This window comes from Labilibaculum manganireducens (assembly GCF_002843385.1).
Classification (GTDB): Bacteria; Bacteroidota; Bacteroidia; order Bacteroidales; family Marinifilaceae; genus Labilibaculum; species Labilibaculum manganireducens.
On the sequence record NZ_MVDE01000025.1, the window covers coordinates 23,597 to 45,086 of the forward strand.

General features: G+C 37.0%; 16 protein-coding genes and 1 tRNA gene. 4 read left to right on the plus strand and 13 right to left on the minus strand.

Features of this window, described 5'->3' with window-relative positions; genetic code table 11:
• The first annotated feature begins 77 nt into the window (after window positions 1-77).
• Complete coding sequence (locus BZG01_RS14965) at window positions 78-581, plus strand: DUF6155 family protein (RefSeq protein WP_101310649.1); 504 nt, start codon at window positions 78-80, stop codon at window positions 579-581.
• Window positions 582-786: 205 nt separating this feature from the next.
• Here BZG01_RS14965 and BZG01_RS21790 read toward each other — a convergent pair whose 3' ends face one another.
• The 8 genes from BZG01_RS21790 to BZG01_RS15005 form a co-directional block, all read right to left on the minus strand.
• On the minus strand, window positions 787-942 hold the full coding sequence (locus BZG01_RS21790) for a hypothetical protein (protein WP_218973127.1): 156 nt from the start codon (window positions 940-942) through the stop codon (window positions 787-789).
• Window positions 943-1,296: 354 nt separating this feature from the next.
• On the minus strand, window positions 1,297-2,253 hold the full coding sequence (locus BZG01_RS14975) for an NAD(P)H-dependent flavin oxidoreductase (RefSeq protein WP_101310677.1): 957 nt from the start codon (window positions 2,251-2,253) through the stop codon (window positions 1,297-1,299).
• Between the two features lie 102 nt (window positions 2,254-2,355).
• Window positions 2,356-2,437, minus strand: a tRNA-Leu gene (locus BZG01_RS14980).
• A 241-nt stretch (window positions 2,438-2,678) separates the two neighbouring features.
• A complete protein-coding gene (nhaA, locus tag BZG01_RS14985; RefSeq protein WP_180327336.1) occupies window positions 2,679-4,010 on the minus strand; it encodes a Na+/H+ antiporter NhaA in 1,332 nt (443 codons plus the stop codon).
• A 238-nt stretch (window positions 4,011-4,248) separates the two neighbouring features.
• Window positions 4,249-4,902: a response regulator transcription factor gene (locus tag BZG01_RS14990; RefSeq protein WP_101310651.1), complete on the minus strand. Its 654-nt coding sequence runs from the start codon at window positions 4,900-4,902 to the stop codon at window positions 4,249-4,251.
• A 5-nt stretch (window positions 4,903-4,907) separates the two neighbouring features.
• Window positions 4,908-6,164 carry a sensor histidine kinase gene (locus tag BZG01_RS14995; RefSeq protein ID WP_180327337.1) on the minus strand — a complete coding sequence of 419 codons (1,257 nt, stop codon included), beginning with the start codon at window positions 6,162-6,164 and terminating at the stop codon, window positions 4,908-4,910.
• 483 nt (window positions 6,165-6,647) lie between these two features.
• The gene (locus BZG01_RS15000) at window positions 6,648-7,568 is read right to left on the minus strand and encodes a universal stress protein (RefSeq protein WP_101310653.1); all 921 of its coding nucleotides are present in this window, start codon (window positions 7,566-7,568) and stop codon (window positions 6,648-6,650) included.
• Between the two features lie 10 nt (window positions 7,569-7,578).
• Complete coding sequence (locus tag BZG01_RS15005; protein WP_101310654.1) at window positions 7,579-8,409, minus strand: hypothetical protein; 831 nt, start codon at window positions 8,407-8,409, stop codon at window positions 7,579-7,581.
• A gap of 159 nt (window positions 8,410-8,568) precedes the next feature.
• On the opposite strand from BZG01_RS15005, the gene BZG01_RS15010 reads away from it, so the two are divergent.
• Window positions 8,569-8,865, plus strand: coding sequence for a hypothetical protein (locus BZG01_RS15010; protein WP_143470922.1), 297 nt, complete (start codon window positions 8,569-8,571; stop codon window positions 8,863-8,865).
• Between the two features lie 216 nt (window positions 8,866-9,081).
• The gene (locus BZG01_RS15015) at window positions 9,082-9,705 is read left to right on the plus strand and encodes a YqaA family protein (protein ID WP_101310656.1); all 624 of its coding nucleotides are present in this window, start codon (window positions 9,082-9,084) and stop codon (window positions 9,703-9,705) included.
• Window positions 9,706-9,796: 91 nt separating this feature from the next.
• Here BZG01_RS15015 and BZG01_RS15020 read toward each other — a convergent pair whose 3' ends face one another.
• Window positions 9,797-10,153: a hypothetical protein gene (locus BZG01_RS15020; RefSeq protein ID WP_101310657.1), complete on the minus strand. Its 357-nt coding sequence runs from the start codon at window positions 10,151-10,153 to the stop codon at window positions 9,797-9,799.
• Window positions 10,154-10,360: 207 nt separating this feature from the next.
• Here BZG01_RS15020 and mnmE point away from each other — a divergent pair, with 207 nt between their 5' ends.
• Window positions 10,361-11,758, plus strand: a complete 1,398-nt coding sequence (gene mnmE, locus BZG01_RS15025) for a tRNA uridine-5-carboxymethylaminomethyl(34) synthesis GTPase MnmE (RefSeq protein WP_101310658.1) — start codon at window positions 10,361-10,363, stop codon at window positions 11,756-11,758.
• A gap of 340 nt (window positions 11,759-12,098) precedes the next feature.
• Here the strand turns inward: mnmE and BZG01_RS15030 are convergent, their stop codons facing one another.
• The 4 genes from BZG01_RS15030 to BZG01_RS15045 all read right to left on the minus strand — a co-directional run bounded on the left by BZG01_RS15030 (window position 12,099) and on the right by BZG01_RS15045 (window position 21,471).
• On the minus strand, window positions 12,099-14,306 hold the full coding sequence (locus BZG01_RS15030) for an alpha-N-acetylglucosaminidase (protein ID WP_101310659.1): 2,208 nt from the start codon (window positions 14,304-14,306) through the stop codon (window positions 12,099-12,101).
• 459 nt (window positions 14,307-14,765) lie between these two features.
• Window positions 14,766-17,078, minus strand: a complete 2,313-nt coding sequence (locus tag BZG01_RS15035) for a GH92 family glycosyl hydrolase (RefSeq protein ID WP_101310660.1) — start codon at window positions 17,076-17,078, stop codon at window positions 14,766-14,768.
• Between the two features lie 57 nt (window positions 17,079-17,135).
• A complete protein-coding gene (locus tag BZG01_RS15040) occupies window positions 17,136-19,199 on the minus strand; it encodes a glycoside hydrolase domain-containing protein (RefSeq protein WP_218973128.1) in 2,064 nt (687 codons plus the stop codon).
• Between the two features lie 31 nt (window positions 19,200-19,230).
• Window positions 19,231-21,471 (minus strand): GH92 family glycosyl hydrolase, encoded by a 2,241-nt coding sequence (locus BZG01_RS15045; protein WP_101310661.1) that lies wholly within the window; start codon window positions 21,469-21,471, stop codon window positions 19,231-19,233.
• Window positions 21,472-21,490 lie beyond the last annotated feature (19 nt).

Consider the following 21,490-nt stretch of genomic DNA (forward strand, 5'->3'; position numbering starts at 1 on the left):
TCTGTACCTATTATAAAAGGGATAATTTTATTAGTAAATTTGCACCTAAGCAATAACTTTAAATTTTAGTAAAATACATGAGTAAAAAAGACTTAAAAGAATACCTGCAGCAACTGAACAAAAAGCAGCTTCAGGAACAAATTACCGATCTTTATACCAGATTTAAAGATGTAAAGGAGTTTTACGATTTCGCATTTAATCCTCAGGAGAATAAATTGCTGGAAGAATGTAAATTCAAAATTTCGAAAGAATACTTTCCTTTATCTGGCCGTAAAGCGAAAATGAGACGTTCTGTAGCCCAAAAATTCATTCGCCACTTTAAAAAGCTTGGTGTGGAACCAAACTTGATTGCAGATGTAATGCTTTATCAGATTGAAATAGCAATCACATACACTTCTGAAAAATACATTAAACAGGAAGCCTTTTATAAAAGCATGCTTAAATCATTTGCCGAAGCGGTTACATATATCAATGAAAATGCGGTTAGAAATGATTTTAACGAGCGGCTAATTCGAATAGCAGATGATGTGACAGAGCAAAATTGGATTGGTTGGCGGGGATTCGAAAAACTTATAAAATGATCTGTTTTAATTTTAAAGAAATAGCTTACCTACTCTATTAAGGATTTTCGGCAACCTCCTTTCGTTAGAATTTCTGATTAGACGTTCATGCCAATTATGGCTGCTATGCTTGCCGCAACTACAAGTAATACAACAATGCCAATTAAGCTAATAACTAAACCTGCAATGGCCAATCCTTTACCAACTCCAACTTTATTAGCTTTACTTAATCGAGAGCACTAAAAATAAGCCCTAACAGCCAAGTAACCCATCCAACAAAAGGAATCCAACCAAAAAGTACGGTAATAAGAGCCAAAACGAAACCAGCAGTTGCCATTCCGTTGCTTTTCTTCTCGACTATTTGAATAACTTGTTCACTCATTATTATTTTGTTTTTTTTACTACCTACTTCTATTTTAAGGTTAATTCGGCTTATTCCACCTTTAGTTTTATTATTGAAGCAATAATAATTGCACTCATATAATTATTACATAATAAAAGTAGTATTTCATATGATTATAATTTTAAGGTTTTGTCATATAGCCTGTCCCGAACTTGTTTCGGGAGAACTTACCATGCTTGGAATAATCATCCCCCTGTGTGTCAAAATCGCTTTGGCATGGACGTTTCATATTGATTAATTAAAACAATATGGTAATAATAATTATTATTACCGATATTATTTGAATAAAGTGGCTGTGCACTAGGTAATTCTTTACTTGCAACCATGAAAAGGTTAATTATCAGCTTGGATTAAGCCAGATAAAACATCTTTGACAGAGCGAATGCTTTTAACACTTTCAATGCTTGGGCCTGCGCACCATACATTCTGATAACTTGCTTTAAATGCAGATTTTTTTACTTTACTCATTCCTTGCCAGGCAAGAATCAACTTTGCATATTTTTTAAGAATGGAACTATTATTAAATAACCACTCCCAAAAGTTTGCTTTGGTCCCAATTTTCTTCACATAAGCTGTGTTGATTACTGTGAGTGCTGAGCCGGTTAATTTTGTTGATTTTACAATATCTTTTGAGCCGTATTGAATCATTGCCTGCTTGTACTCCTTAGAAACATCAGATTCGTGAGTGGCAATAAAAATAGTGCCAACAGAAACACCGGATGCCCCCCACTCCATCATTTGTTTCACATCCGAATTATTACGAATTCCGCCCGCAGATACAATTGGTAAGCTTGTAGACTGAAATAATTGAGAAATTAATTCTTTTGCCGGTAAATGGCCGCAATGTCCGCCAGCCTGCGAGTTGACAGCAATAATTGCATCCGCGCCCAATTGCTCCACTTTTTGAGCGTATTCCACATCCGTAACATCACAAAAAACTTTAATCCCTAACGGTTTACACGATGCAATAACATCTTTAGGATTCCCCAGAGAGGTAATTATAAAATCTACTTTAAGATCAAGCAAAGTCTTTAATTGAGACTTATATTTAAGATTGGATTTATTCACAATTAGATTAAAACCAAATGGTTTTGATGTCGCCCTCCTGATTTCCAATATGGCCTCGTGCAATTCCTTTTTTGTTCGGTAATTAAGAGCAGGAATTGCTGCTGTACAACCACAGCTCAGAGCTGCAACAACCATTTTGGTGTTGGATATTAAAAACATAGGAGCCAGCAGTATTGAATGTTCAATTCCCAGAAGTTGACTTAAAGTGCATCGTTGCTTCATAATAAAATAATTGGTTTGAAGAAGATACAAAGAAAATCCAGAATTGAACATTTAGATTTGGAGCCAAAAAAAAAGACCGATACTTTCGTATCGATCTTTTTGTGCGGATGAAGGGACTCGAACCCCCACGCCTCTCGGCACTAGATCCTAAGTCTAGCGCGGCTACCAATTACGCCACATCCGCGTTTCATTTGATTGCGATGCAAAGATGGGGATTTTTTCTTATCCTCCAAATCTTTTTGCAAGAAAAAAATCACTGCACCTCTTTATTAATAGGCATTACAGGACTAAACGTTCTGAATTTCAAGTTTATCGCATCATTAAAAAAAATAAACTTTTTATGAATAATTCATTGACAAAATAAAAAGAGAAGGCCGAAACATACGCTTCGGCCTTCAAAGAATTAACTAAACTATGAAAAACATTTATTTTGTTGATTGATTACCGAATAATTTTAAAATGAAAAAACCTATCAAACCCGACATAATTGAAGCTATTAGCACAGCAATTTTTGCCTGATTTAAAATTAACGAATCAGAAAAGGCAAGTTGCGAGACAAAGAAGGACATGGTAAAACCAATTCCTCCCAAAAAACCAATTCCAATAATTTGTGACCAACATATTTTTTGAGATTTCTGAGCAATGCCCATTCTTACGCCTAAATAAGAAAACAGAAAAATGCCCAGTGGTTTCCCTATAAACAGACCTAAAATTATACCAAGGGAGATTGGATCAAAAGCTTTGCTCATTAAATCGCCATTTACAATTACACCTGCATTGGAAAAAGCAAATAAGGGAACTATTAAATAGGCTACCCAAGGATGAAATAAATGTTCTAACCTCTGCAATGGCGATATTACCTCAACACAATTAGCTGTTATGGCAGTAATTGAGGCTTGTATATTTTTCTCCTTTGACTTTTTATCTTTAGTAAGAGTAGTTCCCAATTGTTTTAATAGTATGGTATTGGATCGAATGAATTCGAAAACATTTCGGTTCGCCCTGGCGGGTATTGTGAAGGCTAATAAAATACCTGCAAGTGTTGCATGTACGCCCGATTTTAACAAAGCAAACCAAAGCAAAACACCAAGAAATAAAAAAACAGGAATATTTCTGATTTTTAATAAATTGAGACACCATAAAACAGCATATATACCACCGCCGTAAAGAAGATAAACCCAATCTATTTCACTGGTATAATAAAGAGCAATTACAATTACAGCACCTATATCATCAACAATTGCAATTGAGGTTAACAAAAGTTTGAGTGAAGTCGGTATTCTTTTGCCCAGAAGAAGTAATATTCCTAAGGCGAAGGCAATATCTGTTGCCATTGGGATTCCCCAGCCATGTGTTCCTGATCCTGTTTGATTTAAACCAAAATATATTAATGCAGGCACCAACATACCTCCAATAGCTGCAAAAATTGGCAAACTTGCCTTTTTAACTGATGACAGACCTCCTGTAAGCAATTCCCTTTTTATTTCTAATCCAACTACGAAGAAGAAAACTGCCATTAAGCCGTCATTAACCCAGTGTAAAAGAGTCTTATTTAACTCCCAATCACCAAAATTAATACCGAAATATTGTTTCCAGTAAGATAAAAAGGATTCTCCAAATGCGGAATTGGTTAAGCCAATGGCTAGAATGGTAAAAAACATCAATACAATTCCTCCAAATGATTCCAGCCTTACAAATTCAACCAGAGGATTCTTATTTTTATCAAATATTCTTTTTTCCTTCAAAAATTGTATCATCATTTATTTTTTATTCTCACTCAGCATCAATCCTTACACTACAAATAATAATTAATTAAACACCAAGCATTTATTTGGTTTAATATCCTGCGAAAATAAGCCTGAAAAGAGAATTGAACAATAGGGAAATCCCTACTTCGGAATAAGAGCGATAATTAAACAAGACACGTGGATTTATGCCGATGTTCATTATCTGCATAAATATTTATTGAAACATGTACATTTCCGGAAAAACAGATTAGAAATCCACAATTTGATGTTTAAAGCTAAAAATCACCAAATTTACAGTATTTAAAACACCTGTCTTTTGAAAAAGGCTGCTCTTATGTTTCTCCACCGTTTTAGGACTAATAAAGATTTTTTCTGCAATTTCTTTATTCCCAAATCCTTTACAAATTAATTCAAGGATTTCTTTCTCCCGATCGGTAAATACCGGCAATTCCATTTGTTGAACTTTGCGGCTGCGAAGGATATTTAATTTGTCAGAAAGTAATGCGACAATTTCTGCTGAGAAATAATTTCCTCCTGAATATACTTTCAAAATTGCTTTTTCGAACTCCTCAATATCTGCATTCTTCAACATATAAGCTTCCACACCTGCCATTAACATTTGTTCCAGATAATCATCATCCAGAAAGGTAGTAAGTGCTATGATTTTAAGATCCGGATATTTTTCGAGAGCTCTTTTACTTGCTTCTACACCATCAACATGAGGCATATTTATATCCATGAAAATAATATCAGGAATATTATCCTCAAGTACTTTTAATAATTCTAAACCATTTGAGGCTTCGCAAATTACATCAACATATGGAAAACTCTGCAGCAAAAGACGAAACCCATCTCTAAATATCTTATGATCGTCGACCAAAATAACTTTAATTGTTTCCATATAATTTACTTATCAATTCCTAATTTAATTGTGATTGCAAATCCATTACCCGGGGTAGTATCAATTAAAGAATCACCTCCTATGGATTCAATCCGGTCAATTATATTTAGCAAACCCATGCCGTTCTTTTCATGCAATGATAACTTTCTGCTGTCAAAACCCGAACCATTATCCTGATAATGAAGGGTAACTTTGGTGTTCCCTTTTAGAGTAATGAAGGCTTCTGTAGCATTTGCATGTTTTATGGTGTTATTGATTAACTCACTAATAATACGATAAATAATCACTTCGGTACTCTTATTCATTTCTCCAATAAAATTCTTCGATTCCAGATGGAGTTTAACATTTCCGATACTGTTGACTCGTGCACATAGTCTGTCCAATGATTCAACAAGACCATAACGGTTTAAAATTGATGGATTCAGATTATTAATTACTTCAGAAACAGTTTGCAAGGCCTGATTTGATAACAAGGTAATTTGATTTAGTTGACCATGTATCTTCGGATCATCCTTAAATTTTTTCTCCAAAATCTTACTGTAGAGACCCACACTCGATAACATGGCACCTAAACCATCATGAAGATCCATCGCTATTCTCCTACGCTCACTCTGCTCCACTTTCATTGTGTTGTGAAGAAGTACGCGGTTGGTTCTAATCAGTGAATCCATTAATCGAACAATTAAAACCAAACTAATAATCAGTATCGTAAATATGCTGGTAAGAAGAATAAACAGCTCACGTTTTAAACGATAATTATTTTCGCTGATAAAGGCGTGCAAAGTTTTGCCATATTCATCAAACTTTAGCATAAATTCGAGATATGATCCGGCCAAATTAGAATCGACACTATTCACATCCTTGTTTATCTTAGTGCGTACAATTTCTTTAATCTGATGAATTAAAAGTCTTAGTTCGGAAAGTTGATACAGAAAATGATTTTCCTTATCTAATTTGATTTTTTTAGTCTTCGAAATTATTTGTTCGATATCTGATATATATTTTTCGGCTCTATCAAAACGTTCAAAAACAGAACTGTTTGTAATGGTTTTATTACCACTTAAAAGTTCATCCATTTTAATTCTCCCATTGAAAACTTCAATTTCTACTTTCTCCGAGAATTCAACCAGTCGGATATGCTGAGAATCGAGCACAGCACTATTGCTAAAGGTGTAGATGATTCCTCCAAAAGCAAATAAACTAAAGAGCAATAAAACAAATATTACTTTTTGTTTAATGAACAGACTCTTTTTTATTTTCATGTGAGTATAATTTGTTTTCATTTGCCATATGAAACTCCCAAATTACACTCATCATCCTGCATGTAACACTATTGTATAGGGGCGTTTCATTCCAAAAACGTTTTAGGTACCATTCTGCAAAGTGTAACAAATTTACAAATAATTGCAAAGCTTTTACTTCCGGGATTTAGTTGACTGAGTTTTGCCAAATAGAATTTCAAAAATTACAATCCATACCAATGAAAACATCATACACCAACTGTTTTTTATTCTTATTGTGACTATTCTAAAACTATTCATTTATAATTGTTAAATCAAATAGGGAAAGCCTGCACACCTTAACTATGTTTACACCATATAATTATCTGTTGTGAAGCCTTCCTTCAGAATAATCACCGTACCATTCCCAATTACCGAAACTAATTTATTTGTGATTATTCCCTATTTGATTTTATTATCTATGATTTATTAACTCCTCCAAATTTAAGGGCTGTTACTCAGGTGTTAATTGCTCACTTTATACTTAATTGGACTGTAGTTGCCAGCCCCCAGTAAATTGGCAAAGAAACAATTCTGATCAATCCCCAGACACAATACAGGAACCGATGAACTATGCAAAAAACCGGTAACCAATTTTGCTCCTTGCCCACCACTAAAAATCATTTCCTGATGCCCTTGAACCATAACCAGATCGGCCGATTGTTTTTTTGCTCCCAATAGAAGTGCATTCAATCTGGTTTCTTCCTCTCTCTCTACAATAGTTACTTTGCAGTTCACTCCTGCCCTTACTATGAGTTCTTTCATGATATGAGCCTTTTTAAAGGCAAGGCTTCGTTCCAATTTAATTTTAACCTGCAAGGCAGTGAGTAAATGAATTCTCGCATTTAGTAAGTTTCCCATAAAAATAGACCATTCCAGTAAATCTCTTGATCTCCTTGAAACATCTACAGGTACTAAAATGTCTCTAATACCTCTATTCGTCCATCGGCTTTCCACCGCTAAAACAGGACAAATTGAATCATCAATAAGTCTATCAGCACTGTGTTTCTTAAATTTATCGATTAAGGCATTGCTCTTTTTAGTTTTATTAATAATTATCAGGTCAAAGTTTTCATCTCTTGCTATTTCTGCTGTTTTTAAAATATGCGATCCAATTTCCACCCTTAATTCTATATTTTCAGGTATTCTGCCTTTAAAATGAATTTTTACAAATCGAACCAAACGAACCATGGCTCTTGCCTGCAAACTCCTAACTATATCCGATTGAACAACATTCCCAAATCGTGAACCAGATGAAACGACATGAAGTAATGTAATTTTAGCAGATAATATTCTTCTAAAAAACAATGCTTGTTTAAAGGCATTTTCTCCATCTCCAGCTAAGCTTACCGGCACAAGTATCTTGTTTATTTTCAGTACTTTCATGGTAATTTATTTAGTGATGGCCAATAATTATCCCTTTACTTCTTACCAACCACAAATCCAGGCAGGATTTTAAGCTTCTGGTAAACTTTCTATATCGATTCTGATCAAAAATCATGATCCTTTGCCCTTTCTCTGTTGCAAAATCATTAAATTCTTCCTGACCATTGCCTTTTCCCGCCTCCAAAAATAACAAACGGGCATTCCTGCAATTATCTCTGTAGATTATTTTCTGTTTTTCAGTTGACTCTCGTGATTGTTCTGAGGAATTAAGGCATACCCGAAAGAAAGATTTGCCCTCTGCGGTAATATTACTGAGAGCTTCAAGAACCTGCTGAGAAGGATTATTTGTATCGGATAATACAAAACCATCTGATCTAAATCCAATTCCTTTCCATCCAGACAGGATGTACAGCGAATGTCCAACCTTATCAATAATTTCAAGAATTCTTGGATTCTCAGATAATTGGTATCCATCTTCGCCCGAAGCCATTACTACCTGCCAATTTTTGCCGGCATATAAGTTACTTGTGAAAAATGCAGTTAAATCTCCTTCAAAAGGAAATAGGTGAATTTGAGAATCTGAAAGAGTGTAACTCGACAAAAGCTTTCTTTTTAGTGTTTCCAATTCATTTTCTGCGTTTTTCTGTAGAATAGGAGAAAGATCTCTGACCATGGAAAACCCAAAATTTGGTCTGTGCCAAGTCTGAACTATACCTATTTCTGAATGTGTTCTATAAAGATATTTCATCGCAAATTGTATTGCGTCCCAATTCCCATCAGAAAAATCTGCAAGAATTAAAATATTCTCTCTGGTTCGGCATGTTTCACTCACTAATTGCATGTTTCTAATTTTTATAACAAAAGTATAGATGATGGCAATGATGTGAAACAGGGCTGTTCCTACTTCGTGTAGGGGAATACCCTACTTTTAAATGCATAAAAAGAAACAGTACTGCTTTGCGCTGGATTTTTTATACATTTGCGCAACTAATATAGAATCATGAAAAATCTATCGGTTTTACTGATATTCTTATCGCTGCTATTGCTTGTGATACCGATCATACAACAAATGATTAAGGTAAATCAAGAAAATAAACCTGCGTTGGCAACCGATTTGATAAGCGAAACAGATGTGTCTTCTTCGGAATATGATGATACTGATATAGAAGATCTGGATGTGTATTTCGACAGCAAAACAGAGTTCTATTTGCATGATAACGACAGTTCTAAGAATTCAAATACAACAATAAGTAATCCTAGTAGACGAGAACTGGAATCTCCGCCTCCCAAAGCCTAAGTATTCTTTTCTTTAGTAAATCTCTGCAATTACAAATTTGCTTCAAAAAATATTTAACCATCGATATTGAGCTGATTTGTAAAAACACGCATCACTAATTACATTCATGTTTCATAGTTTATCTATCTGGCAGGTACAAATATGTAATCAGATTCAAAATAATTCCCAGAGATGCTTTTCAAAATTCAATTTCCTGATTAAACAGATTAATACTTAATGAAAACAAATATTGTGCGAAAAAATCGCAAACCAAAAATTCAACTTCTGCATCAATATTACTCATATACAGGCTTCTACCAATTTGTTGGGGCAATTCTAAAGAAGGTTGCTGTTCCTTTTGCTGTGCTTGTTGGTCTCATTCTTTTTCTGGAATATTATGTACTTGATTTTCATAGTTTGTTTCATGAAACCACAAAAGATTATTCACCAATCAGTGTTTTTATGATCTTTTTTACTTCAGAATCCATATTAGGCTTAATTCCCCCTGAACTATTTATTGCCTGGGTAAAAACACTGCCTGATCCAATGCTTCAGCTTTCTTTACTGGCTCTACTCTCGTATCTGGGAGGTTGCGTATCCTATTTTATTGGGAAAACGATACTTAGCATTCCTTCTGTTAAAAAGACAGTAGAAAACAAGATGAAAAAACACATTACAAACCTAAAAAAATGGGGCGGCTTACTTATTGTTGTAGGAGCACTGCTGCCATTGCCATTTTCTATGGTGAGTATGGCATCGGGGATTATCAATTTTAGCTTTAAAAGATATCTATTGTTTGGATTGTTCCGTTTTTTGCGATTTTATCTGTTCGCCCTGGCTATTTTCAACATTATGAATTAAAGAGTGTTACAAAAGCCAAAGCATTTCAACAAAATAAAAAAGATCGGTGCACGAGCATCGATCTTTTTTATGCAAATCACTGAGATAAATTCTATTGCAACTCAATAAATTCCATTACAAACACACCAAAACAATCATGGTCATCGTAACTATGACCTACTATCTGATTATTCGCGTTTAAAATTCCTTCCCAGGTATCCAGATGGTATTCAAACTGATTTTCGACATCAAGTAATTCAACTTTTGTTCCTGTCACTTTAAAATTAACACCATCAAAATTCCCTTCAACCTCCTGCTGAACTCTGAATGGAGTTTCATCATCAATTCTTTCGGTATAAACCACCACTCCTGTTATTGAATCACCTTCCTGAGTAAATTCTGCAAAGCCTTCGTCCTTGCCAAAGCCAAAATCTTCGTTAAATGTCCAACGACCGCTTAGTGATATCATATTCTTAGTTGATTTAATTCTGTTTTATATTTTAAGCTCAAAGGTAAAAGATAAAGGCGAAAGGAAAAAAGCGAAAAGGAAAAAGAGGAAAACAAGCAGTAATAGTAAAGAATCAGGTCGCCACAGCATTCATAATTCACAATTCATCATTTATAATTCGTAATTCTCTTCTATCTTTGTATTTCATTATTTACAATTGGAACAACTATGATTGATCAATCTACTATATGTGCAATTTCAACAGCTCCTGGTAACGGCGCCATTGCAATCGTGCGCCTTTCGGGAGCTGATGCTCTTACAATCTGCGATAAAGTATTTACAGCTGCAAGCAAAAAGCTCATTGCTGATCAAAAAGCAAACACCGTTCATTTTGGAACAATTCAGGATGGCGAAGAAATTATCGACGAGGTTTTGGTGAGTGTTTTTAAAGCCCCTCACTCCTACACAGGTGAAAACAGCATTGAAATTGCTTGCCACGGTGCTCCTTTTATTCAATATAGAATTCTTCAGGTTCTGCTAAAAAATGGAGCCCGCAGCGCCAATCCAGGTGAATACACACAACGTGCCTTTTTAAACGGCAAAATGGATCTTTCACAAGCCGAAGCTGTCGCCGATTTAATCGCATCGAGTTCGGCTGCAGCTCATAAAGTGGCATTGCAGCAAATGCGCGGTGGTTTTTCGAACGAAATTGCCAACTTACGTGGACGATTATTGAATTTTATATCGCTGATTGAATTGGAACTCGATTTTGGCGAAGAAGATGTAGAATTTGCCGATCGCACTCAACTGACCAATTTGGTGAACGAAATACAAAGTCTGATTCAGAAACTGGTCAACTCTTTTGAGTTGGGAAATGTGATTAAAAACGGTGTTCCCGTTGCTATTGTGGGAAACACAAATGTGGGCAAATCGACACTGCTGAATGCTCTTTTAAACGAAGATCGTGCTATTGTTTCGGATATTGCAGGAACAACACGTGATGTAATTGAAGACACCATTAACCTTGGCGGAATAACTTTCCGCTTTATCGATACGGCAGGAATTCGAACCACTCTTGACCGAATTGAAAGTATGGGTATTGAACGTACCTACAGCAAAATGAAACAGGCTCAAATCGTTCTTTTACTGATTGATGCCGACCGGGATATGGAAAACATAAATGATTCTATCTCGAAAGTAAATCAGACCATAGACCGCGAGACTCAACACCTAGTGGTTTGCATCAATAAAATTGATTTAATTCCTGATCCTCAGGGGCTGGCAAAACGATTAACCGGACTGGACGTAGAAGACAAAATCATTTTTATTTCGGCCAAACAAAAGCAAAACATCGACTCCTTAACCAACGAACTGCTGAAAACAGTAAACATGGGTGCTGTTAATGAACAGGATGTAATTGTAACCAACATCCGCCATTTTGAAGCTCTTAAAAACGCATTGGGAAGCATCGACAGAGTTAATAACGGTTTGGAAGTAAATATCCCTACAGACTTTTTAGCTCAGGACATTCGCGAATGTCTTCACTTCCTTGGCGAAATAACCGGAGACATTTCAACTGATGAAGTTTTGGGAAATATCTTTAAGAACTTCTGCATCGGGAAGTAAATAAGTTGGAAAAACATCAAAACCCATCTTTACTACTGATAATCAACACATGTAGAGCCCTTTAAAATAGAAGGAATGGTAAGCAATTCCTCCAATATCGTAAGTAGAAGCAGTATTTTTCCATCCTGACTTACTTTCTCTCAAAATCGGCATTATTTACACAGTTTAATGCATTGTAGATATATCCATAGGTCTGTTGGTGCTTGTTTACATCCTGTATTCCATTTATAAATCAAGTCCAAATCTTGCCTTCCCAATGGAAAATAAAAAAGTCCATAAATCATTTGATTTACAGACTTTTTTATTTTTACGAAGTCAAATAGCACATCCTAAATATACCTCAATAATTACATAGATTATAAAGCGGTTTGTATTTGGCATATATTTCTTTCACAATTCCCAATGAATTTCCTTGCGGCTTAATCGTGAATTCTGATCGCTGATTAGTCCAGTCCCACTCAAAAGATGCCATATTTTTATTGATAGAATCCATATTTAATGGTTTGTTTTCTTTAAGGCTTTGCTGAAGAATATCAAAGAACTTTTGCCATCTAACCTTATAGTACGATGAGATAAGACCTGATAAATCTCGACTGGCGTAATCAATTATTCCATTACCTTCATTACCCCAAGTAGTTATTAACACCCGAGCATTTTTTTCGTAATATGCTTTACTGACTGAATCGTTTCCGAAACTTCGTGCATCGTTTATCCATTTCCCAAGCAAGAATTCTGATTGAGTAGCAAGTAAGCGATCTGCGTCATCAAGAATTCCGGTAAATATTTCAGTTTGTTTTTTAAGTTCAACCGAATCCTTATTAGCATAAGCCTCATTTATCTTTTTCCTTATGGGAATGATCAGGTTATCCAAAACCTGCTTGGTCACCACAACGAGATCTTTTTGGTATTCAATGCTTTGCATACTTTTTTCATTAGCACTCAACATCGCTCCCAAGATTTCTGTAAGCTTCTGATAATTATATTTATTGGGACGCTGATACCCTTTCACGCCAGTTAAAAATGGTCGGGCTTGCATCAGGCTTCCTGTTCCAACATCTGATACCTGATCGTTGTAAACCATTTCAATCATCCTTTTGTAGGCATCATATGCTGCCAGATCATCGTTTTTAGTTTTGGATTTTGTATATTCTTCAATCCACTCTTGAAGATCTGTGACATTTTTATCCCAAGCATAGTCAAACAGCCATTCAAACATAAACCGGTTAACATTAAATCCTTCCAGAGTAGAACCAATACCTTTCAATTTTCCGTGATCAGGGTCATTTTCAGCTTCAGAAAGTCGTTTTGCCACGTTTATGATGGGGGCAGCCATTTCAGTATTACCCCCGAAATTACCAAGATAACACCAAATAAAGGGTGCACCATACCAAGCTTGTGTATTTCTCCACACTTCTTCTTTTTCTGCAAAATAATCCAGAATGATCATTTTGTTTTCAGGTACAGCCTTTATCATCGCCTCTAAACGTGCAGGATCTTCTTTCCATAGTTTCATATAATAGAATGTCCAACCCATTTGAACCCATTTTGCATCCGGGTCGATACTACTCATACCGTCGTATATCGTTTTTGATACCGAAGCCAAATATTCGGGTGTTGTTTCAGGAGGATCCATTTCATTAAACGGGTCGGCACCATAAAAATGATCCGTACCAAATAGCTTAGTTTGCACGGTTAAAAACTTTTGCTGAATTTTTAAGAACAGGGAATCCATTGGATCAAGAAAATAAGCCTGGTATTGGTCGCCGACTCCATACGATCCGAGGGAAGTGATTTTTGCATCCGGGTATTTTTCGTTAATGACTTTAGGAACATGACCTGCAAAAGCCGGGAGTACAGGGGTCATACCCAATGAACGCTCCCTTTCAAGTATCTTTTTCTGTAATTTAAATTGATGGTCTATGTAACTTTGTGGTAAGGGACCTAAAAATCCGTCGAGATTCCCCATTCGGTGCCAGGGCAAATGCGCCGGACCAGTAAAGTAGGCTCGAATTTCATCTTCTGTCATGCCGAAATCTTTCCATACTTCCATCCAAACAGCTTCCTGTCCGGTTATAGCCAATGGCATATTAATTCCATTTAAAGCCATCCAGTCGATGAATCGTTCCCAGTCATCCCATTGCCAAGAAAGCATGGTGTAGCCAAAAGTACAATAATTTAAGAAGAACCGCTTTTCAAAACGGCATTCCTGTGTTACAGGTTTTTCAACCATAGGCAACTCATCCGGAACAACAACAGGGTCATCAAGATACCACGAAACAGAAGTATTGCAATACTTTTTCAGATAGCTTCCAAAAGCCTTTGCGAAAGCCATGTCATTTGTGGCTTTAATGACAATTTTCCCATTATTACCTGATAGCTCAAAAATCTCCCCCTCCTGATCTTTCATATCTTCCAAAACAAATTGAGATGATTTACCCGGGAGAATTCGTTCGATAAGCTGATAGATGTTTTGATGTTCAACCCTTTCGGTTTTACATGCACTAAATCCAACTATTATAAGCAACAAACCAATAATAAGCTTTTTCATTTTTTATAATTTTATTTTTACTTGTGATCTTATTTTAAAAATATTTACAAACGAGAGAAGTAGCTGCCATTTCGACTCCGATGTCAAAACCGGTCAACTCACAACATAATACCCCAGGATGGCTTTTTCTGTCTGCCTGTTAATCTAACTTTTCAATGCTTCCAGAGTTTTCCAGCTGAAAGGGAGCATCAATAAATCCGAGAGATCGATAAGAAGAATTCAATCGTCCTTTTTCTTTACAAAATCGTCCGGGTATTGTAAATCCTGAATAATTTTCCCGCCGTACAAACGAATTCACGAACGGAACGTGTCTTTTCCTTCTGTTAATTCGAAAACTCTGGTTCCATTGGATTTTTCGTTGTTATAGACGGTATCGCATCCGCTGAAACGCATTTACATTATCCATGTATAAAATATCCTCTGTTTAACGACTTTAAATCGTGACTGAATTCTATCTGTTTATTTTTCGTTGGAAAATGAATACGGAGAATCTTTTTTCTTTACTCCCCGTTTTTTATTAGGTATCGCCCCCATTTGTAAATTGATTTCTGCCCCTTTCATTAATTCTTTATGAGACAGGTAATTCTTGGTATACTTCTTCTTATTTATATCCATTTGAACAATGTATTGATTTTCCATTGTATTATTATCTGCTTTTATGCTTATTTGTTTTCCGTTTTCAAGTTCAATCTTTACGGATTTAAACAACGGTGACCCTAATACATATTCATCGCTTCCTGGGCATACCGGATAAAATCCCATTGCACTAAAAACATACCATGCCGACGTTTGTCCATTATCTTCATCGCCGCAATAACCATCGGATTGTGGCTTGTACAAACGGTTCATTACCTCCCGAACCCTGCATTGTGTTTTCCAGGGTTGACCCGCATAATTGTACAAATAAATCATGTGCTGAATTGGCTGGTTTCCATGCGCATAGTTACCCATATTCATAACTTGCATCTCCCTTATTTCATGAATAACTTTCCCATAATATGATTCATCGAAAACCGGAGGCACCCTAAAAACGGAATCCAGCATATTAACAAATTCCTTTTCCCCGCCCATTAAATCAATCAACCCTTGCATATCATGAAAAACAGACCATGTGTAATGCCAGCTGTTTCCTTCAGTAAAGGCATCGCCCCATTTAAAAGGGCTGAATGGACTTTGAAAAGTGCCATCTTCATTTTTACCACGCATTAATTTAGATTCTTTGTCAAACACGTTTTTATAATTCATGGCTCGCTTGGCAAAAATCTCAATCTCACTTTCCGGTTTCCCCAGTTCTTTTCCGAATTTGTAAATACAAAAATCGGCAAACGCATACTCCAGAGTGCGGGCAACATTCTCATTAACACCAACATCGTATGGAACATATCCCAATCTATTGTAATAATCCACGCCATATCGGCCAACAGAATGCATTGGACCTTCGTTTTCTGAATTTTTCACAACAGCCTCCCATAATGTCTCTGTATCGTAACCGCTTCCTCCTTTTAAATAAGCATCGGCGATTATTGTAGCTGAATTTGAGCCAATCATACAATTGCGGTGACCGGGGCTTGCCCATTCAGGTAAAAATCCACTTTCTTTATACGTGTTGACTAAACCTTCCTGTATCTTTTCATTAAGTGATGGGTACATTAAATTAAAAAATGGAAATACTGCCCGGAAAGTATCCCAGAAACCGTTATCAGTAAACATATAACCCGGTAATACTTCCCCATTATAGGGGCTGTAATGAACAACATTTCCATTCTCATCATATTCGTAAAACTTACGAGGGAAAAGTAATACACGGTACAGACAAGAATAAAAAGTTTCTATCTGATCATCCGAACCGCCTCCAACTTTAATACGCGAAAGTTCTTTATTCCAAATATCTGCCCCTTTAGATTTTACTTGATCAAAAGAATCAGTACCCAATTCTTGCAAATTTCGCTCAGCCTGTTTGTAACTAATAAAAGAAGAAGCTACCCGAGCATGAATTTGCTCTCCTCTTTTAGTTTTGAATTGAAGAGCAGCTCCCACATGGTCATCCTCCAACTCAGTTTTCCCTTCAATAATATGGTCTTTACTCCAAACATTACTTTCAGTAAAACTTTTGTCGAAAACAATCACAAAGTAGTTTTTAAAATTATCGGGGACTCCCCCACTATTCCGGGTTGTAAATCCAATAATTTTATTTTCTGAAGGAATAATTTTCACATACGAGCCACGGTCGAAAGCATCAACCAAAACATACGACTTTTCATTTTCGGGAAAAGTAAAACGAAACATTGCAGCACGTTCAGTTGGAGTAATTTCTGTCGTCACATCGTAATCTGCCAAATACACTTTATAAAAGTTCGGCTTAGCCGTTTCCGCTTTGTGCGAAAACCAACTTGCGCGTTCTTCTCCGGTAATTTTTAAATCCCCCGTTAAAGGGAAAAGAGAAAACTGACCGTAATCGTTGATCCACGGACTTGGTTGATGGGTTTGTTTAAATCCCTGAATTTTATTGTCGTCGTAACCATAAACCCAACCATGTCCCATCTTGTTGGTTTGAGGTGTCCAAAAATTCATTCCCCAAGGCAAAGCAATGGCAGGGTAAGTGTTTCCGTTGGATAATTTTGAATTAGAATCTGTTCCCATTAAAGGATTGACATACTCTATCAAACCACCATCCTGGGCGGAAACACTTGTTAAAGTTAAACAAGTCAAGAATAGTAGCGAAATTGCTCTTCTAAGCGGTAATATATTTTGCACAAATATTATTCTTCTCATTTTATATTTTTTGAGTATTGTTTTTAAAACCTAATTCTAAAAAAACTATTCTGAAAGTTATTCCACTCCCCAGGATTTATTTGGCACTTCGGATGTTTCGATTACTAGTTCTCCACCATTGATTATTTCTTGATGAGTTAACCAGTTTCGTGTTAACGTTTCTCCGTTCAGTTTTACACTTTTTATATAAAAGTTATCCTTATTGTAGTTTTTTACCTTGATGTCGAAAATTTTACCATTTCCCCAATCCAGCTTAACCGACTGGAAGATAGGAGCTGTAAGGTAATAAACCGGCTCGCCAACATTAACTGCCGATAGCCCCAGACTACGCAAAACAAACCAGGATGACATCGTTCCAGCATCATCGTCCATCGTACGCAAATAAGCACGTGGCTGATTTTTATAAATGCGGCCAACGTAAGGATCAATGCCTTTACTGTTATTATTAAAATAGCATTGAACAACAGTGTCTAACAACAACTCACGAAACAGCTTCTGAGATTTCCATGGCTCATTTGTGGCATTGTATAGTCCGGGTACCTGAAGATCGGGTTGATTGGCGTGATTATAATTGTTTTCGTCAAAAAAACGGTCGAGCTGCTGAATAAAGGCGTCCTCTCCGCCGGCCAGTTGTTTTAACCCAGCTACATCAAAAGGAACAAACCAGCGATATTGCCAAATAGTACCCTGGTAAAGACCTCTGGCCTGCATTCTGTCGATATCGTTTTTGGTAAGATCTGCAAAATCTTTCAGCCAATACGTTTTATATTCCATGGCCTTTTGCCGGTATTTTTCGCTGAGGTCGTCGTCTCCCGTAATTTTTAAAATCCTGGAAAGTGCCCAGCAATCATAGCTCGATTCCAGCGCTTTATCAGGTGCTCCATAATCCAAATGCTCCGCTTCGTCAAGCAAAAAAACTTTAATTTCATCCAACGGAATATCGTACCCTTTTTCCCAGGCATCTAGCAAAACAACCATCGCATGCTCGGTGCGAACTGTCGGCGAAGGCTCATGTTTTGTTGCCCAATTATCTTTTCCGTAAGGATATAAATTGGCGATAGATTTTGCAATATCTCCATATTGATCGGGATAAAATAATGAAAGCATAGGAAGCTGTTCGCGGTAATTATCCCAAATGGCCCACCCGTTATAGATGGCATCGCTGCTATGTTGCACCGAACCATCAATGGCGGTATATGTGCCATCTTCTTCCGAAATAAGATAAGGAGCTTGCAAGCCCCGATACAACAACGAATAAAATAGGTTTACTCTATCGTCCTCACCAGTAACCTGAATCTGATTTAATAGTTTATTCCACTGCGTCTCAGCACTCGAGCGAACTTGTTGGAAACTGTTTTTTTTAACTCGTTCCTTAGCATAATCGGTATTTACCGAAGAGAAACCAATATAAACCTGAAGATCGGCCGTTTTATTTCCTTCAATTAGTAATTTATGTTCGCCTACCTCAGTAATAGATTGGCATCCCGGCACTTCCAGGCAATAGTAAATCCTGTATATTCCACGGCTACAGGTTGTTTTGGTATCAATCCAGCCACTAATCGAATTATCAGAAAGCGTGTGTTCCTCGTTTACAAACCTGCCCGACAAAGCATAGGAAAGATCTATAAATAACTCGTTTTTGTTTTGGGGAAAGTGATACTTATGAAGACCAAAATTATGAGCTACCGTCATTTCAGATTTTATACCATTTTTGAACGACACCTCGTAATATCCCGGCCTTCCCTGTTGGCTTTGTTTTATCAGTTCGGTTTGAATATTACCGTTCAGTATTGGTTTTATAAGAATATTACCGCCTGAACCGGTACATCCAACACCTTCGAGATGCGTGTGTACAAACCCGTTATACTTTTTGGCATAATACTCGTAACCGGTATGTATATGCGGAGTTGTTACCGGGCCAATACTTAACATGCTAAATGGGTACGATGCTGATGGCGACATTTGTCCATGGTCGCCCGAAGTACCAAGAAATACATTCACCACATTCACTTTTTCTACGGCACCAGGCAACTCCATTCCATCTTTTGCAGTTTCTGTTGAGCAAGAAACAAACATTAAAAAAACTGTAGCAACTAGTTGCCAAAATACAATTCTCGTCATATCAACCTTCTTCTTTAAAAATCAAAATATTTTATTCAACACCCCAATTCTGGTTTGCCTTTGGCCCCATTTCAAAAATCAGTCTTCCTCCATTTTCAATGGCTTCGTGCGAAATCCAAGGAGTACTTAGTTTCTCGCCATTTAATGTTGCCGACTGAATATATTTATTTTCATCCGAAGCATTCTCTGCTTTAATCTCAAATGTTTTCCCATCTTCTAAACGAAGCGATACATGTTTAAACATCGGACTTCCAATCGAATATTCAGGAATACCAGGAGTAACCGGATAAAATCCCATTGCCGAGAAAACAACAAAAGCAGACATTCCTCCGCCATCTTCATCGCCGGGAACACCCATTAAATCGTTTCGGAACCATTCTTTAATTAATTTCCGGATAAGCTTCTGCGTTTTCCATGGTTGGCCGGCATAATTGTATAAATACGGAATATGCAACGAAGGTTCGTTGGCCATTGTAAATTGTCCCACGTTTCCAGTTTGGTCGGGTAATTGAGCATAAAAACCAAATTTACTGCGTCCCAGTGATTCAGAAAATGTTCGATCGAGCTTGTTCACAAACTGCTCCTCTCCTCCCATTAACTCAATCAAATCCGGGATGTTATGCTGCACATCCCAACGATAAGTCCAGCCATTATTCTCGCCATAATAGTCTCTCGCGCCCATTCCTCCCGAGAATTTATAATCAAACGGTTCTATAAATTTTCCCGTTTTATCTTTTGGATGAAAAAAACTAGTTTTCTCGTTAAACAGGTTACGGTAATTGTATGATGCTTTTTTGAAAAATGCTGCATCATCGTCCTTATTTAGTTCTTCGGCAATTTGCGCCAAACACCATTCATCGTACGAAGTACCCAACGTTACGGCAACCGGCTGACGCTTTTCGCCTGAACTAACCTCCGGAATTGTTTCTTTTTCGCCTGGATGTAGAGCGGGAATATAGCCATACTCTTTATAAAATGCGTCTAACTCGCCAGCTGGTTTTCCCGACCACGGAGCTAAGGTTTTTTCTGTAATTGCACCTTTACAAGCTTCGTATGCTTTCTCCAGGTCGAAATTTCGCACTTTTTTTCGGTAGCCATCAATAACCGAAGCTACGCCATGGTTGGAATTCATACGGCGGCTATCGCCGGTTATTTCAGGGAAAGTTGGCCACCAATTGTGCTCCATTTGTTCCGACATCAAAACAAATGAGTTCAAAATATCTTCTTCTTTCTTTGAGTCAATTAAAACACGCAGCGGGTGATGTGCGCGATACGAATCCCAAATCCAATCGTCGGTATAAAACGGACGCCCTTCGTCGGTATGTACTTGTTTATCAGATGCACTGTAATACCTTCCATCTTCTGATATACAAACCGGGCGCTCGTAACATCTGTACAACGAGGTATAAAAAACCGTTCTCTCGTCGGCACATCCGCCTTCTATTTTTATCTTACCAAGTTCTTTGTTCCAAATTTCACGGCCTGCTGTTTGAAGTTTAGCAACTGACTTGCCTGCTACTTCACGAAGCATATTTGCTTTTGCCTGCTCTGCATCAATAAATGAAATACCATAATGAACATTTAGCTTTTTTGTTCCTTTCGGGTATTTCAGAACGAGACAGGCATTTCTGCCTTCCATACTCTTCGATTCTGTTAGATTGCCGTGTTCCAACGTAGAAACACGTGCAGGTTGTTCTTGTGTCACCAGGTAAACATAAACCTTTGTATCATTGGCAATCCACTGATAACCACTTAATGCCTTGCCATCCCAACTTAAGGCACCATTCCCCGAACTTAAAATCAAATAGGAAGGATCATGCTTTTCAAATTCGATTTCGTAGGCTGCCGACTGATGCGACAAACCATAATCTACCTGAATTTGCTGCTCGTCTAAATAAACAGAGTACGAATAAGGTGTAAGTTTTTCCTGATCATAACTGTAACTCATTACCGGCCTTAACTGCTTTTCACTTCCCTGAAACGGGCTTAACCGAAAAGCAGAATTTCCGCGATGACTAGTAACTACCAACGGCAAAGCATGTAATTCTACACTTGTATAATCGCCACGCTCGGGATAAACACGCAACATACTGTTGGGCAAGTGGATAGTGGGATATGTTGGCACCAATAAGTGGCTAATATTTCCGATATATGGGTTTACAAAATCCACGGGTTTTTCTTCATCTTTACTGTTCGCACCTTCACTTTCAACAAACAGAAATAAAAGGATTGCAATGCTTAAAAGCACTACTTTTTTAATAATAGGTATCATTGGTTTCAAACTTTATTTT